Here is a 15,190-nt window from a genome sequence, read left to right on the forward strand (position 1 = left end):
CTCTTCCGAAGGGACCACCGGTCGTGACCGACATCCTGCCTCCTCCTGCCGACCGCATCGAGCCGGTCGACATCCAGCAGGAGATGCAGAGCTCCTACATCGACTACGCCATGAGCGTCATCGTGAGCCGGGCGCTGCCCGACGTGCGCGACGGCCTCAAGCCGGTGCACCGGCGCGTGCTCTACTCGATGTTCGACACCGGTCTGCGACCGGACCGCAGCTACGTCAAGTGCTCCCGCGTCGTCGGCGACGTCATGGGCAACTACCACCCGCACGGCGACAGCTCGATCTACGACACCCTGGTGCGGCTGGCCCAGCCGTGGTCGATGCGGTACCCGCTGGTCGACGGGCAGGGCAACTTCGGCTCGCCGGGCAACGACCCCGCCGCCGCCATGCGGTACTGCGTCGTCGCCGACACCCGGGTGAAGCTGGCCGACGGCTCGACCCCGCGCATCGGCGACCTGGTCCCCGACGCCGCGCCGAACTCGGACAACGAGCTCGACATCAAGGTCCTCGACCGCAACGGCGACCCGGTCCGCGCCGACGCGCTGCTGCACTCCGGCGACCAGCCGACGCTGACCCTGCGCACCGCGGAGGGCTTCGAGCTGACCGGCACCCCGAACCACCCGGTGCTGGCGCTGGTCGACCTGGGCGGCGTGCCGACCCTGCTGTGGAAGCTGCTCGAGGAGGTCCAGCCGGGCGACCGGGTGGCCATGCAGCGCGTCCCCGGCGACGACGTGGACACCCCGACCGCGCGCGAGCAGGCCAACGCGCTCGGCGCCGCGTCGCGCTTCGTCAAGGACCCGACCACCGCCGACCGCGTCCCCGAGCAGGTCTGGGCCGGTGGCCCGGTGCTCAAGCGGGTGTTCCTCCGCGTGCTGCTCACCGCGGGCGCAAGCGTTTTCGCCGACGACGGCACCGTCCGCTTGAGCTACTCCGCGCCGAGCGCGGGCCTGGTCTCGGACGTGCAGCGGATGCTGCTCGAGTTCGGCGTGCTGGCCCGGCTGACCGCCACCGAGGGCGTGCCCGCGCTCGTCGTCGTCGGCCACCGCGACGTCAGCCTGCTGGCCGCCCGGGTCGGCCTGCGCTCGGTTGCCCACGACGAGCTGCTGCACCTGCTCGCCGAGGCCCCCGTCGACGAGCCGGTCGACCCGCTGGCGGGCATCGAGGACCCCGAGGCGCGGGCGGCCGCCGCCCCGCTGGCCGACGGGCGCTTCCACTACGCAGAGGTCACCGCCGTGACCGACGCGGGCGTCCAGCCGGTGTTCAGCCTCCGGGTCGACACCGAGGACCACGCCTACGTCACCGACGGGTTCGTCAGCCACAACACCGAGGCCAGGCTGATGCCGCTGGCCATGGAGATGCTGCGCGACATCGGCGAGGACACCGTCGACTTCGCGCCGAACTACGACGGCAAGACCGAAGAACCCCTCGTCCTGCCCGCGCGCATCCCCAACCTGCTGGTCAACGGCGGGTCGGGCATCGCGGTCGGGATGGCGACCAACATCCCGCCGCACAACCTGCGCGAGGTGGCCGACGGCGTCATCTGGGCGCTGGAGAACCCCGACGCCGACGACGACCTGCTGCTCGCCGAGCTGCTCAAGCGGGTCAAGGGCCCCGACTTCCCGACCAAGGGCCTGATCCTGGGCACCGCGGGCATCGAGGACGCCTACCGCACCGGCCGCGGCTCGGTCCGGATGCGCTCGGTCGTCGAGGTCGAGGAGGACGCCAAGGGGCGGACCATCCTCGTGGTGACCGAGCTGCCTTACCAGGTCAACCCGGACAACCTGATCGAGAACATCGCCCAGCTCGTCCGCGACGGCAAGCTCACCGGCATCTCCGAGATCGCCGACGAGTCCAACAAGCGCGCGGGCATGCGCATCGTCATCGGCCTCAAGCGCGACGCCGTGGCCAAGGTCGTGCTGAACAACCTGTACAAGCACACCCAGCTCCAGCACAACTTCGGCGTCAACATGCTGGCCCTGGTCGACCAGGTGCCCCGCACGCTGCGCCTCGACCAGGTCATCCGGCACTACGTCAAGCACCAGGTCGAGGTCATCCGCAGGCGCACCGAGTACCGCCTGCGCAAGGCCCAGGAGCGCGCGCACGTCCTGCGCGGCTACGCCAAGGCGCTCGACCAGCTCGACGCGGTCATCGCGCTCATCCGCAGCTCGCCGTCCGCCGACGAGGCGCGCACCGGGCTGATGTCGCTGCTCGAGGTCGACGAGATCCAGGCGACGAACATCCTCGAGCTGCAACTGCGCCGCCTCGCCGCCCTGGAGCGCCAGCGCATCCTCGACGAGCTCGACGACATCGAGCGCTACATCGGCGAGCTCAACGCCATCCTCGCCAGCGACACCCGGCAGCGCGAGATCATCCGCGACGAGCTCAAGGAGATCGTCGAGAAGTTCGGCGACGACCGCCGCACCCGGATCATCCCGTTCGACGGTGACGTCTCCATCGAGGACCTGATCGCCGTCGAGGACGTCGTCGTCACCATCACCCGAACCGGGTACGCCAAGCGCACCAAGACCGACCTGTACCGGGCGCAGAAGCGCGGCGGCAAGGGCGTGCAGGGCGCCGCGCTCAAGCAGGACGACATCGTGGCGCACTTCTTCGTGTGCTCCACCCACGACTGGATGCTGTTCTTTACGAACAAGGGCCGGGTCTACCGGGCCAAGGCCTACGAGCTGCCCGAGGCCAACCGCAACGCCCGCGGCCAGCACGTGGCCAACCTGCTGGCGTTCCAGCCCGACGAGCAGATCGCCCAGGTCATCCAGATCAAGGACTACACGGCCATGCCGTACCTGGTCCTGGCCACCCGCGACGGCCTGGTCAAGAAGTCCCGGCTGGCCGACTTCGACTCCAACCGCGCGGGCGGCCTGATCGGCATCAACCTGCGCGAGGACGACGAGCTGGTCGGCGCCGTGCTCTGCTCGGCCGAGGACGACCTGCTGCTCATCTCCGCGGGCGGGCAGTCCATCCGCTTCCACGCCACCGACGAGGCGCTGCGCCCGATGGGCCGCGCCACCACGGGCGTGCAGGGCATGCGCTTCAACACGGGCGACGAGCTGCTGGCGCTCGGTGTGGTGAAGGAGGACACGTTCGTCTTGGTCGCGACCGACGGTGGGTATGCCAAGCGCACCCCCATCGAGGACTACTCGCGCCAGGGCCGGGGCGGCAAGGGCGTGCTCACCATCCAGCACGACAGCAGGCGTGGCAGGCTGGTGGGAGCGGTGATCGTCGAACCGGAGGACCAGCTCTACGCGATCACGTCTTCGGGGGGTGTCATCCGCACCACCGCGGGCGAGGTCCGCAAGGCGGGCAGGCAGACCAAGGGCGTCAGGTTGATGAACCTGGGCGTAGGCACCACCCTGATAGCCATCGCCCGCAGCGCGGACGAGACGGCAGCCGCCGTCGAGACCGTCGAGGCGGTTGCAGGCGAGATCGAAGCAGCAGCGGAAGCAGCAGCGGAGACCGAGGCCGCCCCGATCGATCAGACCGAAGCCGAGTGACAGCCAGTAGGGGAATCCGCTCGTGACCACACCCGAGAAACCGGACGCCGCCGCAGAGTCGGAGCGGAGCACGGTCATCACCTCCGCCGACACGACGCCTGAGACCGGGGCGGGGGACGCGGCGCCGGACTCGGACACCACGGTGCAGACACCCAAGCCGGACACCTCGGCGAAGGCCCCACCAGCCGCCCCGGGCAAGGACAAGCCCGGGGCGGGCCTGGGGCCCGAGAACGACCCCGACAGCGGCAACCACACGCCGCCGCCGTGGGCCAGGGGCGAGGACGACGAGGCCGAGCCCCGCTCGGACGCCACCCAGTCGCTGCCCAAGGTCGGCTCCGGGTACACCCCGAGCGGGGCGTACCGGCAGCAGGTCAACACCGACCACGCCGCGGGCGGGTACGACGACTTCGCCGCCCACGACGAGGAAACGATCAACGTGCCGCGTCCGGTCATCAGCGGCACCGCCGCGGGCAGGCTGTTCGGCGGCGCGTCCTCGGTCGCGGTGGACGACGAACGCCTCGGCGCCGCCGCCGCCCCGCCCGGCACCTCGGCCACCCCGCCGAGCGCGCTGCGCCGCCCCGGCCGCGGCCCGCGCCGGGCCAACCTCCAGGTCAAGCGCTTCGACCCGTGGTCGGTCCTCAAGCTGTCGCTCGTCCTGGGCGTCGCCCTGTTCTTCGTCTGGCTCGTCGCCGTCGGCGTCCTCTACGCCGTGCTCGACGGCATGGGCGTCTGGGACAAGGTCAACGGCATCTCCGGCGAGCTGCTCAACGGCGAGGGCTCCACCGACGAGGCGCTCATCAGCGCGGGACGCGTGTTCGGCATCGCCGCGATCGTGGGCGCCATCAACATCGTCCTGTTCAGCGCCCTGGCCACCGTCGGCGCCTTCGTCTACAACGTCTCGGCCGACCTCGCCGGCGGCCTGGAAGTCACCCTCGCCGAACGCGAGTAGAGGGGGACCGGTTTGGGCGGGGAGAAGCCCGTGCGCTAGTCTTCTCCCCGTTCCACAACGGGCCTATAGCTCAGGCGGTTAGAGCGCTTCGCTGATAACGAAGAGGTCGGAGGTTCAAGTCCTCCTAGGCCCACAGACTCAGGCGACTCGTGTCCACGGAAAGCGTGGACCGGGTCGTCTGTCGTTGTATCTGGGGGCCGAGCCCCCAGGCCCCCACGGTGCGGGGGTCGGGTTGGGTGGGTGTGGGGGATGGGTGGGGGGCGGGGTGGGTGGGGGCGGAGTTGATCTTTGGGGTTGTGGCAGGATGTGTTTTGCGTCTCGGGTGGTCCGGGACGGTGTAGGTGCTTTGAAGGAGGCAGTGGCTGTGAAGAAGCTCCTCGCGCTCGCCGCGGTTGCAGGTGGCGTCCTCTTCGTCGTTCGCAAGAAGAGCGCGGCGAAGGCTGAGGCGGACCTGTGGCGCGAGGCCACCGCCCCCGCCGCCAACAACGGCGTGAAGAAGGCCTGAGATTGACCCGAGCCAGCACGGGGTACCGTGTTGGCGTCAAGGGGATGTAGCTCAATTGGCAGAGCACTGCCTTTGCAAGGCAGGGGTTAGGGGTTCGATTCCCCTCATCTCCACGAACTGGGGTGAACCCTGCCCACGGAAAGCGTGGGCCGGGGCGTTCGTCTTCACACTGGGGGCCGAGCCCCCAGACCCCCACGGTGCGGTGGCTCTCGTTCCAGCGTTGGTGGCTTCCTAGGTGGCCAGTGGTGGCTTCTAGGTGGCCGTTGGTGGCCAGTGGTGGCTTTTGGGTGGCCAGTGGTGGCTTTTGGGTGGGCGTTGGTGGCTTGGGTGGGCAGGGGGTGCCCCCCGGTGGTGGACGGGGGGCACCGGGTGTCCTCGGGGTTAGGCGGGGACTGTGGTGGTTTCGGTGGTGCGGGTGCGGGGGGTGGTGAAGATCTGGTCCACCGCCCACTTGCCGGGGCCGACGAAGGTGATCAGCAGGAAGGCCCAGCAGAACAGGGCGGCGGTCTCGCCGCCGTTCTGCAGCGGGAACAAGCCGCTGTCCTGGTGGTAGAAGAAGTACGCGTAGGCCATCGACCCCGAACTGATCAGGGCGGCCCAGCGCGTACCGAGACCCACCAGCACCAAGGTCCCGCCAACGAGCTGGATCACAGCGGCCCACCAGCCCGGCCACGCCGCGAACTCCGGCACCTGGCCGCCCTTGGGGCCGCCGAGCACGTTGAACAAGGTCGCCGCGCCGTGGGTGGCGAACAGCAGGCCAACCACGATGCGGAACAAGGCAAGCACGTGCGCTTTGGATCGGTCGAACAAGTCCATGAGGGCTCTCCTCGGTCGGATCTGCAGCGGTGGTTCTTCTTTCCGTGGTTGCCAGGGACCACTGTGAGTGCTTACGCCACACGTATGGGTGAAGGTTCAAAGAGTGCTGTGGACCACAACTGAGGGTCATCTGGTTGACTTGCGAGCGCTATGAAACGAGCCGTGATCCTCGCCGCGCCCCTGCTGGCCCTCGCCGCGTGCACCGCCGACCCCGGGGCGCCCACCGTCGAGACCCCGCCGTCAACCACCGTGACCAGCGCCCCCGGGTCCTCGAGCACCCAGGCGGGTGCCGCGACGCCACCGCCAGAACCCGAACCGGTCGCGGACGGGCCATGCCCCTACCTGACCAGCACCGCGGTCGCCGAGGCCAACGGGCAGCACGTGACCAAGGTGCGCATCTCGGCGGACAAGCCGACCCCCGCGTGCTTCTTCTACCGGCCTGACGGCAGCGTGCAGCTCATGGTGCGCGTCTACCAGGGCGACGCGGCGACCGCCAAGGCCGTCGTCGACCAGGCCGCGCCCATCGACAGCTCGAACCCGGCGAACCAGCCCGCGGGGTGGAAGGGCGGGTCGCTGTCGGGGGAGGAGAACGCGGTCTACGCGGTGGCCAAGGACGGCGTCGCCGTGGTCGTGGACTCCAACCAGAAGCAGACCATCAAGGCGCGCAGGCTCGCTGAGACGACCATCACCAAGCTCGGTCTCTAGAAAGTTCCAGGACGCCAGAAAGCGCCCCGACCCGCGAGGGTCGGGGCGCTTCGCGTCTGGCGCGCTGCCTGCTAGTTCTTCTCGGTGGAGATCGGCTTCGTCGGCTTCGCGCCGTTCGACTCCGGAGCACCCACCACGGGCTGGCCCTCCGCGGCCTTGGGGGCCGCCGCCTCGGCGGGCTTGGGGGCCACCTTGGGGGCGGGCGCGGGCTGCGGCTTGGCGGGCGGCGGGGCGGACTTGCCCTTGAGCGCCACCGCGGTGCCGACACCGGCGGCGACCAGCGCCACCAGCCACGGCCAGCGGCGCTTGCGGCCACCCTGCTCCTTGGCGGCGGCCCGCGACGCGGCCTTGGCCGCCTTGATCTGGTCCTGCAGGTCGGCGCGGTAGCGCTTCACCTGCGGCTTGAGGTCCTTCTTGAGCTGCTTGACCTGCTTCTTGGCAGGCACCGTCTTCGCCACGGCGGCCTTGACGGTCTTGTTCTTGCTGGCGTCCTTCTGAGCTTGCTTGGCCGCCTTGGCGAGGTCCTTGCGGGTGCTCGCCGCGGTCTTGGCCAGCCGCTTGCGGGCGCGGCGGCTGCTGGCAGCCGCCTCTTCCCTGGCGACCTGGGCGCTCTCCGCGATCGCCCCGGCCACCTGCTGCGGGGCGAGGCCCTTCTCAGCCAGCTTCTGCTCGGCGGCGTGTGCCGCCTCGGCACCTGCCTGACCGGCGCGAACGGCGCCTTCACGCACCGCGCGCCAGCCCGTGCCGACGGCCTTGCCCACCGTCTCCCCGGCCCGGGTCATGGCTTCACCTCGTCCAATCTGCCTCGTGTCGTGCCTTCTGCGATGACCCCAATCCTGCCCCTTCCGGACGGATTCCGCTGGAGATGGCACGATGTCGTCCGTGGCAGACGGCAACGCATCCCTCGTCGGGACGAAAGTGAACGTCACCCTGCACACCACCGAGGGGGACATCCGGCTCGAGCTGTTCCCCGACCACACGCCCAAGACGGTCGCCAACTTCGTCGGTCTGGCCGAGGGCACCAAGGAGTACACCAGCGAGAACGCGTCCGGCGGGACGGACGGCCCGTTCTACGACGGCGCCACCTTCCACCGGGTCATCGAGGGCTTCGTCATCCAGGGCGGCGACCCGAGCGGCACCGGCCGCGGCGGCCCCGGCTACCAGTTCGCCGACGAGCTCACCCCTGACCTGCAGTTCAACCGGCCCTACCTGCTGGCGATGGCCAACGCCGGGCCGAACACCAACGGCTCCCAGTTCTTCATCACGGTGGGGCCCGCGACCGGGTTGAACTTCAAGCACACCATCTTCGGCGAGGTCGCCGACCAGGAGTCCCGCGACGTCGTGGACACCATCGGCCGCGCCGCCACCGGTCCCGGCGACCGGCCGCTGACCGACGTCGTCATCAACTCGGTGACCGTGGTCGTCGACCGCCCCGAGGCCTGAGTGACGACCCCACCGCAGCCCGGCGCGGGTGCCCCCGTCTGCTTCCGGCACCACGACCGGGAGACCAGGATCAAGTGCAACCGGTGCGGCAGGTCCGCGTGCCCGGACTGCCTGGTCGATGCCGCGGTGGGGTTCCACTGCGTCGAGTGCGTCGCCGACGCGCGGCGCACCACGCGCAGGGCCACCACGGTCGCGGGCGCTGAGATCGGCACGAAGCCGCTGCTGGTCCCGGTGCTCATCGCGATCAACGTCGGCCTGTTCGTGCTCACGGCGGCGCTGGCGTCCAACGTGTTCGACAACCAGCGGTCGGACTTCTTCTTCTCCCTGGCCCAGTACAACCCGCTGATCGCGGGCGGGGATTGGTGGCGGCCGCTGACGGCGGGCTTCCTGCACTACGGGCCGCTGCACGTGGCCGTGAACATGTTCTCGCTGTGGGTGCTGCGCGACCTGGAGCTGCTGCTGGGCAGGCTGCGCTTCGCCGCGCTCTACCTGCTCTCGCTGCTCGGCGGCGCCGCGGCGGTCTACGCGTTCGGCTCGCTGGGCACCCTGGCCGTCGGCGCCTCCGGGGCGATCTACGGCCTGCTCGGCGGGATGATCGTGGCGTTCGTCCGGCTCAAGCGCGGCAAGCACGCGGTGATGAACATCGTCGCCGTGCTCGGCGTGAACCTCGTGATCAGCATTTCCATCCCGCAGATCTCGCTGCTGGCCCACCTCGGCGGCCTGATCGCGGGTGCCCTGGTGACCGGCGCGCTGCTCTACGCGCCGCCCGCCAAGCGCACCGCCTACCAGGCGGGCGGGATCGCCCTGGTGGCCGTGGCGATCATCGGGATGTTCGCCATCCGCACGCCGCAGATCCGCGACGAGGCGCAGTGCACGGCGCGCGGACAGCAGATCTTCTGCTACGCCCCCTCCGGCAGCGACGTCTTCGACACGTGATCGGCGCTCAGGTGCGCAGTCGCACCAGGGCCTCGACCACGTCCTGCGGCTCCGCCCCCAGGTCCAGCCGACCCAGCACGACCAGGCTCGGGACCTCGGCGTTGTCCGCGTCGAGCTCCACGGCGTGGACCTCGCGGCCGAGGCGGCGGGTGCGCGCCAGGCGCACGTTGACCTCCCCCCAGGTCCACTGCTTGCGCCCGAGAAGCGACCGCACGGCCACGCCGTGCGGTCCGGCCGCCAGCCGGGGCCTGGCCACTGTGCCGAACAGGGCCAGCACCGCGAGCACGGCGGCCGCGATGGCGAGCAGCAGCGTGCCCCGGTTGTCGTCGAGGAAGGCGGCCACCAGCCCGCAGACCACGGCCAGCACCCAGCCGAGGCCGACCACCTCGGGCCGGGGGGACCAGGTCAACTCCGCGTCAGTCACACCGCAATGGTGCCGCACAGTTCATCCGACCGAGTCATCCACAGGAGTTATCCACAGTGGGGACTACTTACATCCATGTGGTTCAGCGGCGCTGAGCCGTTCGGACCACCGCGTCGTTCGGACCGCCGCGGGTCAGCGCCAGCGCATCGTCATCAGCAGGCCCGCGATCATCAGCGCGAACCCGATGGCGAAGTTCCAGTTGCCCAGGTCGGCCATGAAGCCGATCTTCTCGCCCGCGATGTAGTTCACGACCAGCCAAGCCAGCCCGATCAGCATTACGCCCAGCATCACGCCCACGTAGACGGGGTGTGAGGGACCTGCCTGCTTGACCTTCACCGGCGTGCGGCGGTCGGATGCCGGAGCGGTGTAGACCGACTTCTTGCGGACCTTTGACTTGGGCATGCTTGCTGTCCTCGCCAGACGTGGAGCGTTGGGTGCGGTTCGTTTCGGCAGGTCTCGTTCCGGCAGGTCGCCAGCACGGGCGCAACCCCCGCCGATGCAACACGTTAACGTAACTGAACAGGCCAGCGAATCACCAGTCGCCAACGATCTGCCCGCCCCAGCGGGCCAACACAGCGGGAAGGAGGCCCCGGATGAGCACCGTCGAGCACAGCGGAGCCGGCTCCGGAGGCCTCGTCGGCCCAGGTGGTGACTCGGGCCGCGACCCGGTGCGCACCGTCGTGCGCGGCATCGGCGAACTGCTGATCACCGCGGGCCTGGTGGTCCTGCTGTTCGTCGTCTACGAGGTCTACGTCACCGACATCATGTCGGCGGCCAAGCAGCGTGACGCCACCGCGGAGCTGGACCAGCAGTGGCAGCAGAGCACGCCGGAGGCCGAGCGGCAGCGGACGGAGAACTACAACCGCCCCGAGGGCCAGGGCATCGCGAAGATGTACATCCCCGCCTTCGGCGCCGACTACGCCTTCACCATCCTGCAGGGCACCACGGAGGAGACCCTCGAGGTCGGCCCCGGCCGCTACACCGACAGCGGCGAGCCCGGCGCGCCCGGCAACTTCGCCGTCGCAGGCCACCGGGTCGGCAAGGGCGCCCCGTTCAACGACATCGACCTGCTCGAGTCGTGCGACGCCATCGTGGTCGAGACCCAGTACAGCTGGTTCGTCTACCGGGTGCTGCCCAAGCGCGACGAGGTCGCCTCCTGGGCCACGACCAAGGGCGCCGATCCCCGGTGCGCGGGCACCGGGCCGCTCGGCGGCGAGTACTCCGGGGTCGTCGGCCAGCAGATCGTGGCCCCGTCCGACGGCTCGGTCATCCTGCCCGTGCCCGGCCGCGCGGACGTGCGGCCGGACAAGGGCCAGGAGGCGGCGCTGATGACCCTCACCACCTGCCACCCCCGCTTCTCCGACCGCGAGCGGCTCATCGTGCACGCGGTCATGGTCAAGCAGTGGGCGAAGAACCCGGACCAGCCCGGCGAGACGCCGCCCGAGTTGAAGGAGACAAGCTGATGTACGGGTGGATCTGGCGGCACCTGCCCGGACCGCTCGCGGTCCGCGCGATCACCGCCTTCGTCCTGGTGGCAGGCGTCGTGGCGCTGCTGATGTTCGTGGTGTTCCCCTGGGTGGAGCCCATGCTGCCGTTCAACCAGGTGACCACGGAGTAGGGCTGCCGGTAGATTCGGCGCCATGCGAGTTCTGGTCGTCGACAACTACGACAGCTTCGTCTACAACCTGGTGCAGTACCTGGCCCAGCTCGGCGCCGACTGCGCGGTCTGGCGCAACGACGTCGACGACCTGGTGGCCCCCGACACCCTCGACGGCTTCGACGGGGTGCTCATCAGCCCCGGCCCCAGCACCCCGGAGCGGGCCGGGCACTCCATCGAGGTCATCCGCCGCTGCGCCGACCGCGGGCTGCCGGTGCTCGGCGTCTGCCTCGGCCACCAGGCCATGGGCGTGGCCTGGGGCGCGACCGTCGACCGGGCCCCGGAGCTGCTGCACGGCAAGACCAGCGAGGTCCAGCACAGCGGCGCGGGCGTGCTCGCCGGTCTGCCCGTCCCGTTCACCGCGACCCGCTACCACTCGCTGACCGTGCTGCCCGAGACGATCCCGGACGAGTTCGAGGTCACCGGGCACACCGAGACCGGCATCGTCATGGCCATGCGGCACCGGGAGCTGCCGGTGGAGGGCGTGCAGTTCCACCCGGAGTCGGTGCTGACCGAGGGCGGGCACCGGATGCTGGCCAACTGGATGCGCGGCGCGGGCTTCTCCGTGGCCGAACACGTCGTGGCCGACCTCGAGCGCGGCATGCGCGCGCTCACCGCCACCGCGATGGCCTAGGACCCACCAACGGCAGAGGCCGCCTCCCCGAATCCCGGGTGAGGCGGCCTCTGCCGTTGATGGGCTACCTGGTCGACGGGGGCGTGGTGATCAGCGAGCGGCCAATCTTCAGGTTGATCGTCTCGTCCTTGTCGATCTTCGAGCCGGGCCGCTGGCCCTGCTCGATGACCTTGCCCTGCTCGTCGGGGTCGGTCACGATCTCCTCACTGACGTTGAGCGAGCCGCTCCACCCGAGCTGGCGCAGCGCGGCCTCGGCCTCGGCCCTGGTCTTGCCGGTCAGGTCGGGCATGTCCAGCTCGACCTGGTCGCCGTTGGAGACGCTCAGCGTGATCGTCAGACCCGGGCTGACCTTGCCCGACTTGGGGGCCTGGTCGACCACGGTGCCCGCGGGCTTGTCCGAGGACACGTCGCGGCGCTGCGGCTTGAGGCCCACCTGGGTCAGGTTCGCGGCGGCGGTCTCGTAGTCCTGACCGACCAGGTTCGGCACGTCGACCTGCTCGGGCGCCTTGCCCACGGTCAGCTTCACCTCGGAGCCCACGCTGACCTGGGTGCCCGCCGCGGGCGAGGACCTGATCACCTTGCCGACCTGGTCCTCGTCGTTGGTCTCGACCTCCTCGATCGACGTCGCGGCGACCAGCTTGGCCTGCTTGAGCGCGGCGGAGGCCTCCTGCGCGCTCTGCCCGCTCAGGTCCGGCACCGCGACCTTCTCCGGCGAGACGCCGACCTGGACCCGGATCCGGTCGTTGACCTGCACCGCCGCCCCCGGCGACGGGTCGGTGCCCAGCACCTTGCCGATGCTGTCCGGCCCGCACGGGCCAGGGGTGCTCGGATCGCTCTGCTGGCAGGGCACGTCCTCGCGCTCGGGCCGGAGCTGGAGCCGGGTGAGCTCGGCGAACACGGCATCGACCTCTTGGCCGGTGTAGTCCTCCAGCGTGATGGCCGAGTTACCCGCCGGCTTGTCGTCCTCGCTGAGCAGGAAGAACAGCAGACCGATCAGGCCGACCACGATCAACCCGATCAGGACGATCATCCACGTCCGCCGCTGCTTGCGGCGCCGCTCCTCTTCCTCGTCCTCGTAGTCGTCGTAGTCGTACTGGTCCGACATCGCCTCGGGCCGGTGCCTGCCGCGCATCTCCGGCTGCGGGCGACCGGCGCCCATGACCGCGGTGCGGTCCTCCTCGGTCATCACCATCGGCGCGGCCGGGCGCTGCCCGGACAGCACGCGGACGATGTCGGTGCGCATCTCCGCCGCGGACTGGTAGCGGTTGGCCGCGCCCTTGGACATCGCCTTGAGCACGATCGCGTCGAGCTGCGTGCTCACCCTGGGGTTGACGTGCGACGGCGGCCGCGGGTCCTCGCGCACGTGCTGGTAGGCCACCGCGACCGGCGAGTCGCCGGTGAACGGGGGCTCGCCGGTGAGCAGCTCGAACAGCACGCAGCCGGTGGCGTAGACGTCGGAGCGGGCGTCGACCGACTCGCCGCGCGCCTGCTCCGGCGACAGGTACTGGGCGGTGCCGATGACGGCCGAGGTCTGGGTGACCGCCGCCTGGCCGTCGGCCAGCGCGCGGGCGATGCCGAAGTCCATCACCTTGACCGCGCCGGTCTTGGTGATCATCACGTTGGCCGGCTTGACGTCGCGGTGCACGATGCCGTGCCGGTGCGAGAAGTCCAGCGCCGCGCAGACGTCGGCCATGATCTCCATCGCGCGCTGACCGGGCAGCGGGCCCTCGGTCTTGACGATGTCGCGCAGCGTCCGCCCGTCGACGTACTCCATGACGATGTAGGGCAGCGGGCCGGAGTCGATCCGGGTCTCCCCGGTGTCGTACACGGCGACGATGGCCGGGTGGTTCAGCGCGGCGGCGTTCTGCGCCTCGCGGCGGAACCGCTCCTGGAACGTCGGGTCGCGGGCCAGGTCCGCGCGCAGCACCTTCACCGCCACCTCGCGGCTCAACCGGACGTCGCGCCCGCGGTGCACCTCGGACATGCCGCCGTAGCCGATCGTCTCGCCGATCTCGTAGCGGTTCGAGAGAAGTCGCGGTGTGGTCATCGGTGCGTTGTCCCGATCCTCGTCAAGTCCTGTCCCCTTGTGGTGGTGCGCGGCGGCCTCATCCCGGCGGTCCGTTCTGCTGCTCGTCGCACAGCACCTGCACTGTCGAGCCCACCGTCACCCGGCCTGTCGGCGAAAGCCCGGTGACCAGGCACTGGGCCGGGTCCGCCGGGCTGGTGTCGAACGTGGTCCTGATGGTGGGGCGCAGGTTCCTGCTCAGCAGCTCGATCCGCACCCCGTCCGCGGGCCTGCCGACGAAGTCGCGCAGATCGAGCTCGACGACGTCCACCGGCGCCTCGTCGCCGGGCCCGGTGGGCGGTTGGGCGGGCATCCCCGGGTCGTCGCCCGGTTCGGTGTCCTCGGGGTTGCCGGTGTCTTCCTGGTCGCTGTCGGAGGGGGTGGTCTCCGGGTCCTGGCGTTCGGTCGGGCCGACCCCGCCGGGGGCGGTGCGTCCGGTGCCACCCTCGCGCGGCGGGTCGTCGCCGCGCAGGATGGCGGGCAGGCCGAAGGCCAGTGCCGCGATCAGCGCCACCGCCAGCACGGCGATGGTCACCCACAGCCCGGTGCGACCGCTCTCCCTCGGCGGGTGGCCGGGCAGCGGGGTGTAGCCGGGCGGGCCCGGAGCGCCCGACGGCGGCGAGACCGGGGCGAGACCGGGGTGGCTGGCTGAGGCGGGCGCGCCGTGGTGGGCCAACGCCAGCCCGGACGGGGCGGGCAGCGGGCGCCCGGAGCGCACCGCGGCCACGGCCAGGCCGAACTCGGCGCCGTTGGCGTAGCGCTGGCGCGGGTCCTTGACCAGCGTGGCCTCGATGAGCGCCCGGGTGGCGGGCGGCACGTCCGGCGGCAGCGGGGGCGCCATGTCGCGGATGTGCATCATCGCGACCGTCACCGCGTTCTCGGACAGGAACGGGCGGTGCCCGGTCAGGCACTCGTAACCGACCACGGCCAGCGAGTACACGTCGCTGGCTGGCTCGGCCACGTGCCCGAGCGCCTGCTCGGGGGCGATGTAGTGCGCGGTGCCCATGACCATGCCGGAGCGGGTCACCGGGGCGGCGTCGGCGGCCTTGGCGATGCCGAAGTCGGTCAGCTTCACCACCCCGGCCGGGGTGATCAGGATGTTGCCCGGCTTGACGTCGCGGTGCACGTACCCGCGCTCGTGCGCGGCGTTGAGCGCGGCGGCGGACTGCTCCAGGATGTCGAGCGTGCGGTCGGCGCCGAGCCTGCCCTCCCTGGCCACGATCGCGGCCAGCGGCTCGCCCTCGACCAGCTCCATCACCAGGTAGGCGGTGTCCTGCGGGCCGTCGACGATGGCCGCGGTCTCGCCGTAGTCGTGCACCCCGGCGATGCCGGGGTGGTTGATGGAGGCGGTCGTGCGCGCCTCGGTGCGGAAGCGGTGCAGGAACTCCGCGTCCCCGCACAGCTCGGGCTTGAGCACCTTCACCGCGACCCGGCGGTCGAGCCGGGTGTCGGCGGCCTCCCATACCTCGCCCATGCCGCCGACCGCGATCCGGCGGGTGAGCCGGTAGCGGTCGGCGAGCAGTTGGCCCGAGGTGAGCATG

15 protein-coding genes, 2 tRNA genes and 1 pseudogene are annotated in these 15,190 nt (G+C 70.7%); 11 read left to right on the forward strand and 7 right to left on the reverse strand.

Annotated features, from left to right (window positions below; all coding sequences use genetic code 11):
• Window positions 1-23: 23 nt before the first annotated feature.
• The 5 genes from gyrA (at window position 24) to GCL84_RS11435 (ending at window position 5,082) form a co-directional block, all read left to right on the forward strand.
• Window positions 24-3,515 (forward strand): DNA gyrase subunit A, encoded by a 3,492-nt coding sequence (gyrA, locus tag GCL84_RS11415; RefSeq protein ID WP_156755406.1) that lies wholly within the window; start codon window positions 24-26, stop codon window positions 3,513-3,515.
• A 217-nt stretch (window positions 3,516-3,732) separates the two neighbouring features.
• Window positions 3,733-4,464, forward strand: a complete 732-nt coding sequence (locus GCL84_RS11420) for a DUF3566 domain-containing protein (RefSeq protein ID WP_156755455.1) — start codon at window positions 3,733-3,735, stop codon at window positions 4,462-4,464.
• Between the two features lie 59 nt (window positions 4,465-4,523).
• Window positions 4,524-4,597, forward strand: a tRNA-Ile gene (locus GCL84_RS11425).
• Between the two features lie 231 nt (window positions 4,598-4,828).
• Window positions 4,829-4,969: a DLW-39 family protein gene (locus GCL84_RS11430; RefSeq protein ID WP_156755407.1), complete on the forward strand. Its 141-nt coding sequence runs from the start codon at window positions 4,829-4,831 to the stop codon at window positions 4,967-4,969.
• 40 nt (window positions 4,970-5,009) lie between these two features.
• Window positions 5,010-5,082 (forward strand) — tRNA-Ala (locus tag GCL84_RS11435).
• Window positions 5,083-5,350: 268 nt separating this feature from the next.
• Here the strand turns inward: GCL84_RS11435 and GCL84_RS11440 are convergent.
• Window positions 5,351-5,785 carry a DoxX family protein gene (locus GCL84_RS11440; protein WP_156755408.1) on the reverse strand — a complete coding sequence of 145 codons (435 nt, stop codon included), beginning with the start codon at window positions 5,783-5,785 and terminating at the stop codon, window positions 5,351-5,353.
• Between the two features lie 150 nt (window positions 5,786-5,935).
• On the opposite strand from GCL84_RS11440, the gene GCL84_RS11445 reads away from it, so the two are divergent.
• Complete coding sequence (locus GCL84_RS11445) at window positions 5,936-6,490, forward strand: DUF2020 domain-containing protein (RefSeq protein WP_156755409.1); 555 nt, start codon at window positions 5,936-5,938, stop codon at window positions 6,488-6,490.
• Between the two features lie 71 nt (window positions 6,491-6,561).
• Here GCL84_RS11445 and GCL84_RS11450 read toward each other — a convergent pair whose 3' ends face one another.
• Window positions 6,562-7,272: a hypothetical protein gene (locus GCL84_RS11450; protein WP_156755410.1), complete on the reverse strand. Its 711-nt coding sequence runs from the start codon at window positions 7,270-7,272 to the stop codon at window positions 6,562-6,564.
• A gap of 91 nt (window positions 7,273-7,363) precedes the next feature.
• Here GCL84_RS11450 and GCL84_RS11455 point away from each other — a divergent pair, with 91 nt between their 5' ends.
• Window positions 7,364-7,933 (forward strand): peptidylprolyl isomerase, encoded by a 570-nt coding sequence (locus GCL84_RS11455; protein WP_156755411.1) that lies wholly within the window; start codon window positions 7,364-7,366, stop codon window positions 7,931-7,933.
• Complete coding sequence (locus tag GCL84_RS11460; protein ID WP_156755412.1) at window positions 7,934-8,869, forward strand: rhomboid family intramembrane serine protease; 936 nt, start codon at window positions 7,934-7,936, stop codon at window positions 8,867-8,869.
• A gap of 7 nt (window positions 8,870-8,876) precedes the next feature.
• Here the strand turns inward: GCL84_RS11460 and GCL84_RS11465 are convergent, their stop codons facing one another.
• Window positions 8,877-9,293 carry a PH domain-containing protein gene (locus tag GCL84_RS11465; RefSeq protein WP_156755413.1) on the reverse strand — a complete coding sequence of 139 codons (417 nt, stop codon included), beginning with the start codon at window positions 9,291-9,293 and terminating at the stop codon, window positions 8,877-8,879.
• Between the two features lie 132 nt (window positions 9,294-9,425).
• Window positions 9,426-9,695: a cell division protein CrgA gene (gene crgA / locus GCL84_RS11470; protein ID WP_156755414.1), complete on the reverse strand. Its 270-nt coding sequence runs from the start codon at window positions 9,693-9,695 to the stop codon at window positions 9,426-9,428.
• A gap of 191 nt (window positions 9,696-9,886) precedes the next feature.
• Here crgA and GCL84_RS11475 point away from each other — a divergent pair, with 191 nt between their 5' ends.
• The 3 genes from GCL84_RS11475 to GCL84_RS11480 are packed head-to-tail and all read left to right on the forward strand — an operon-like array spanning window position 9,887 to window position 11,584.
• Window positions 9,887-10,756: a class E sortase gene (locus tag GCL84_RS11475; RefSeq protein WP_156755415.1), complete on the forward strand. Its 870-nt coding sequence runs from the start codon at window positions 9,887-9,889 to the stop codon at window positions 10,754-10,756.
• The gene (locus GCL84_RS29210) at window positions 10,756-10,911 is read left to right on the forward strand and encodes a hypothetical protein (protein WP_197523175.1); all 156 of its coding nucleotides are present in this window, start codon (window positions 10,756-10,758) and stop codon (window positions 10,909-10,911) included. The genes GCL84_RS11475 and GCL84_RS29210 overlap by 1 nt, the downstream gene beginning before the upstream one ends.
• 22 nt (window positions 10,912-10,933) lie before the next feature.
• The gene (locus GCL84_RS11480; protein ID WP_156755416.1) at window positions 10,934-11,584 is read left to right on the forward strand and encodes an aminodeoxychorismate/anthranilate synthase component II; all 651 of its coding nucleotides are present in this window, start codon (window positions 10,934-10,936) and stop codon (window positions 11,582-11,584) included.
• 64 nt (window positions 11,585-11,648) lie between these two features.
• Here GCL84_RS11480 and GCL84_RS31110 read toward each other — a convergent pair whose 3' ends face one another.
• The 3 genes and pseudogenes from GCL84_RS31110 to GCL84_RS11490 form a co-directional block, all read right to left on the reverse strand.
• Window positions 11,649-11,873, reverse strand: coding sequence for a PASTA domain-containing protein (locus GCL84_RS31110; RefSeq protein WP_456236898.1), 225 nt, complete (start codon window positions 11,871-11,873; stop codon window positions 11,649-11,651).
• Window positions 11,862-13,631, reverse strand: a pseudogene (gene pknB / locus GCL84_RS11485) (Stk1 family PASTA domain-containing Ser/Thr kinase); the annotation flags it as partial. The gene GCL84_RS31110 and the pseudogene pknB, both read right to left, overlap by 12 nt.
• A 58-nt stretch (window positions 13,632-13,689) precedes the next feature.
• Entirely contained in the window at window positions 13,690-15,189 is a 1,500-nt protein-coding gene (locus GCL84_RS11490) for a serine/threonine-protein kinase (RefSeq protein WP_156755418.1), read from the reverse strand.
• Window position 15,190: the final 1 nt, after the last annotated feature.

The sequence above is a fragment of the Actinokineospora pegani genome, assembly GCF_009745975.1.
Taxonomy (GTDB): Bacteria; Actinomycetota; Actinomycetes; order Mycobacteriales; family Pseudonocardiaceae; genus Actinokineospora; species Actinokineospora pegani.

Bases quoted from the DNA above. Each gene is read 5' to 3' on its own strand.
- GCL84_RS11440 (WP_156755408.1), bottom strand. From the start codon at position 5,785: ATGGACTTGTTCGACCGATCCAAAGCGCACGTGCTTGCCTTGTTCCGC.
- GCL84_RS11445 (WP_156755409.1), top strand. From the start codon at position 5,936: ATGAAACGAGCCGTGATCCTCGCCGCGCCCCTGCTGGCCCTCGCCGCG.
- GCL84_RS11450 (WP_156755410.1), bottom strand. From the start codon at position 7,272: ATGACCCGGGCCGGGGAGACGGTGGGCAAGGCCGTCGGCACGGGCTGG.
- GCL84_RS11455 (WP_156755411.1), top strand. From the start codon at position 7,364: ATGTCGTCCGTGGCAGACGGCAACGCATCCCTCGTCGGGACGAAAGTG.
- crgA (WP_156755414.1), bottom strand. From the start codon at position 9,695: ATGCCCAAGTCAAAGGTCCGCAAGAAGTCGGTCTACACCGCTCCGGCA.
- GCL84_RS11475 (WP_156755415.1), top strand. From the start codon at position 9,887: ATGAGCACCGTCGAGCACAGCGGAGCCGGCTCCGGAGGCCTCGTCGGC.
- GCL84_RS29210 (WP_197523175.1), top strand. From the start codon at position 10,756: ATGTACGGGTGGATCTGGCGGCACCTGCCCGGACCGCTCGCGGTCCGC.
- GCL84_RS11480 (WP_156755416.1), top strand. From the start codon at position 10,934: ATGCGAGTTCTGGTCGTCGACAACTACGACAGCTTCGTCTACAACCTG.
- GCL84_RS31110 (WP_456236898.1), bottom strand. From the start codon at position 11,873: ATGCCCGACCTGACCGGCAAGACCAGGGCCGAGGCCGAGGCCGCGCTG.
- GCL84_RS11490 (WP_156755418.1), bottom strand. From the start codon at position 15,189: ATGCTCACCTCGGGCCAACTGCTCGCCGACCGCTACCGGCTCACCCGC.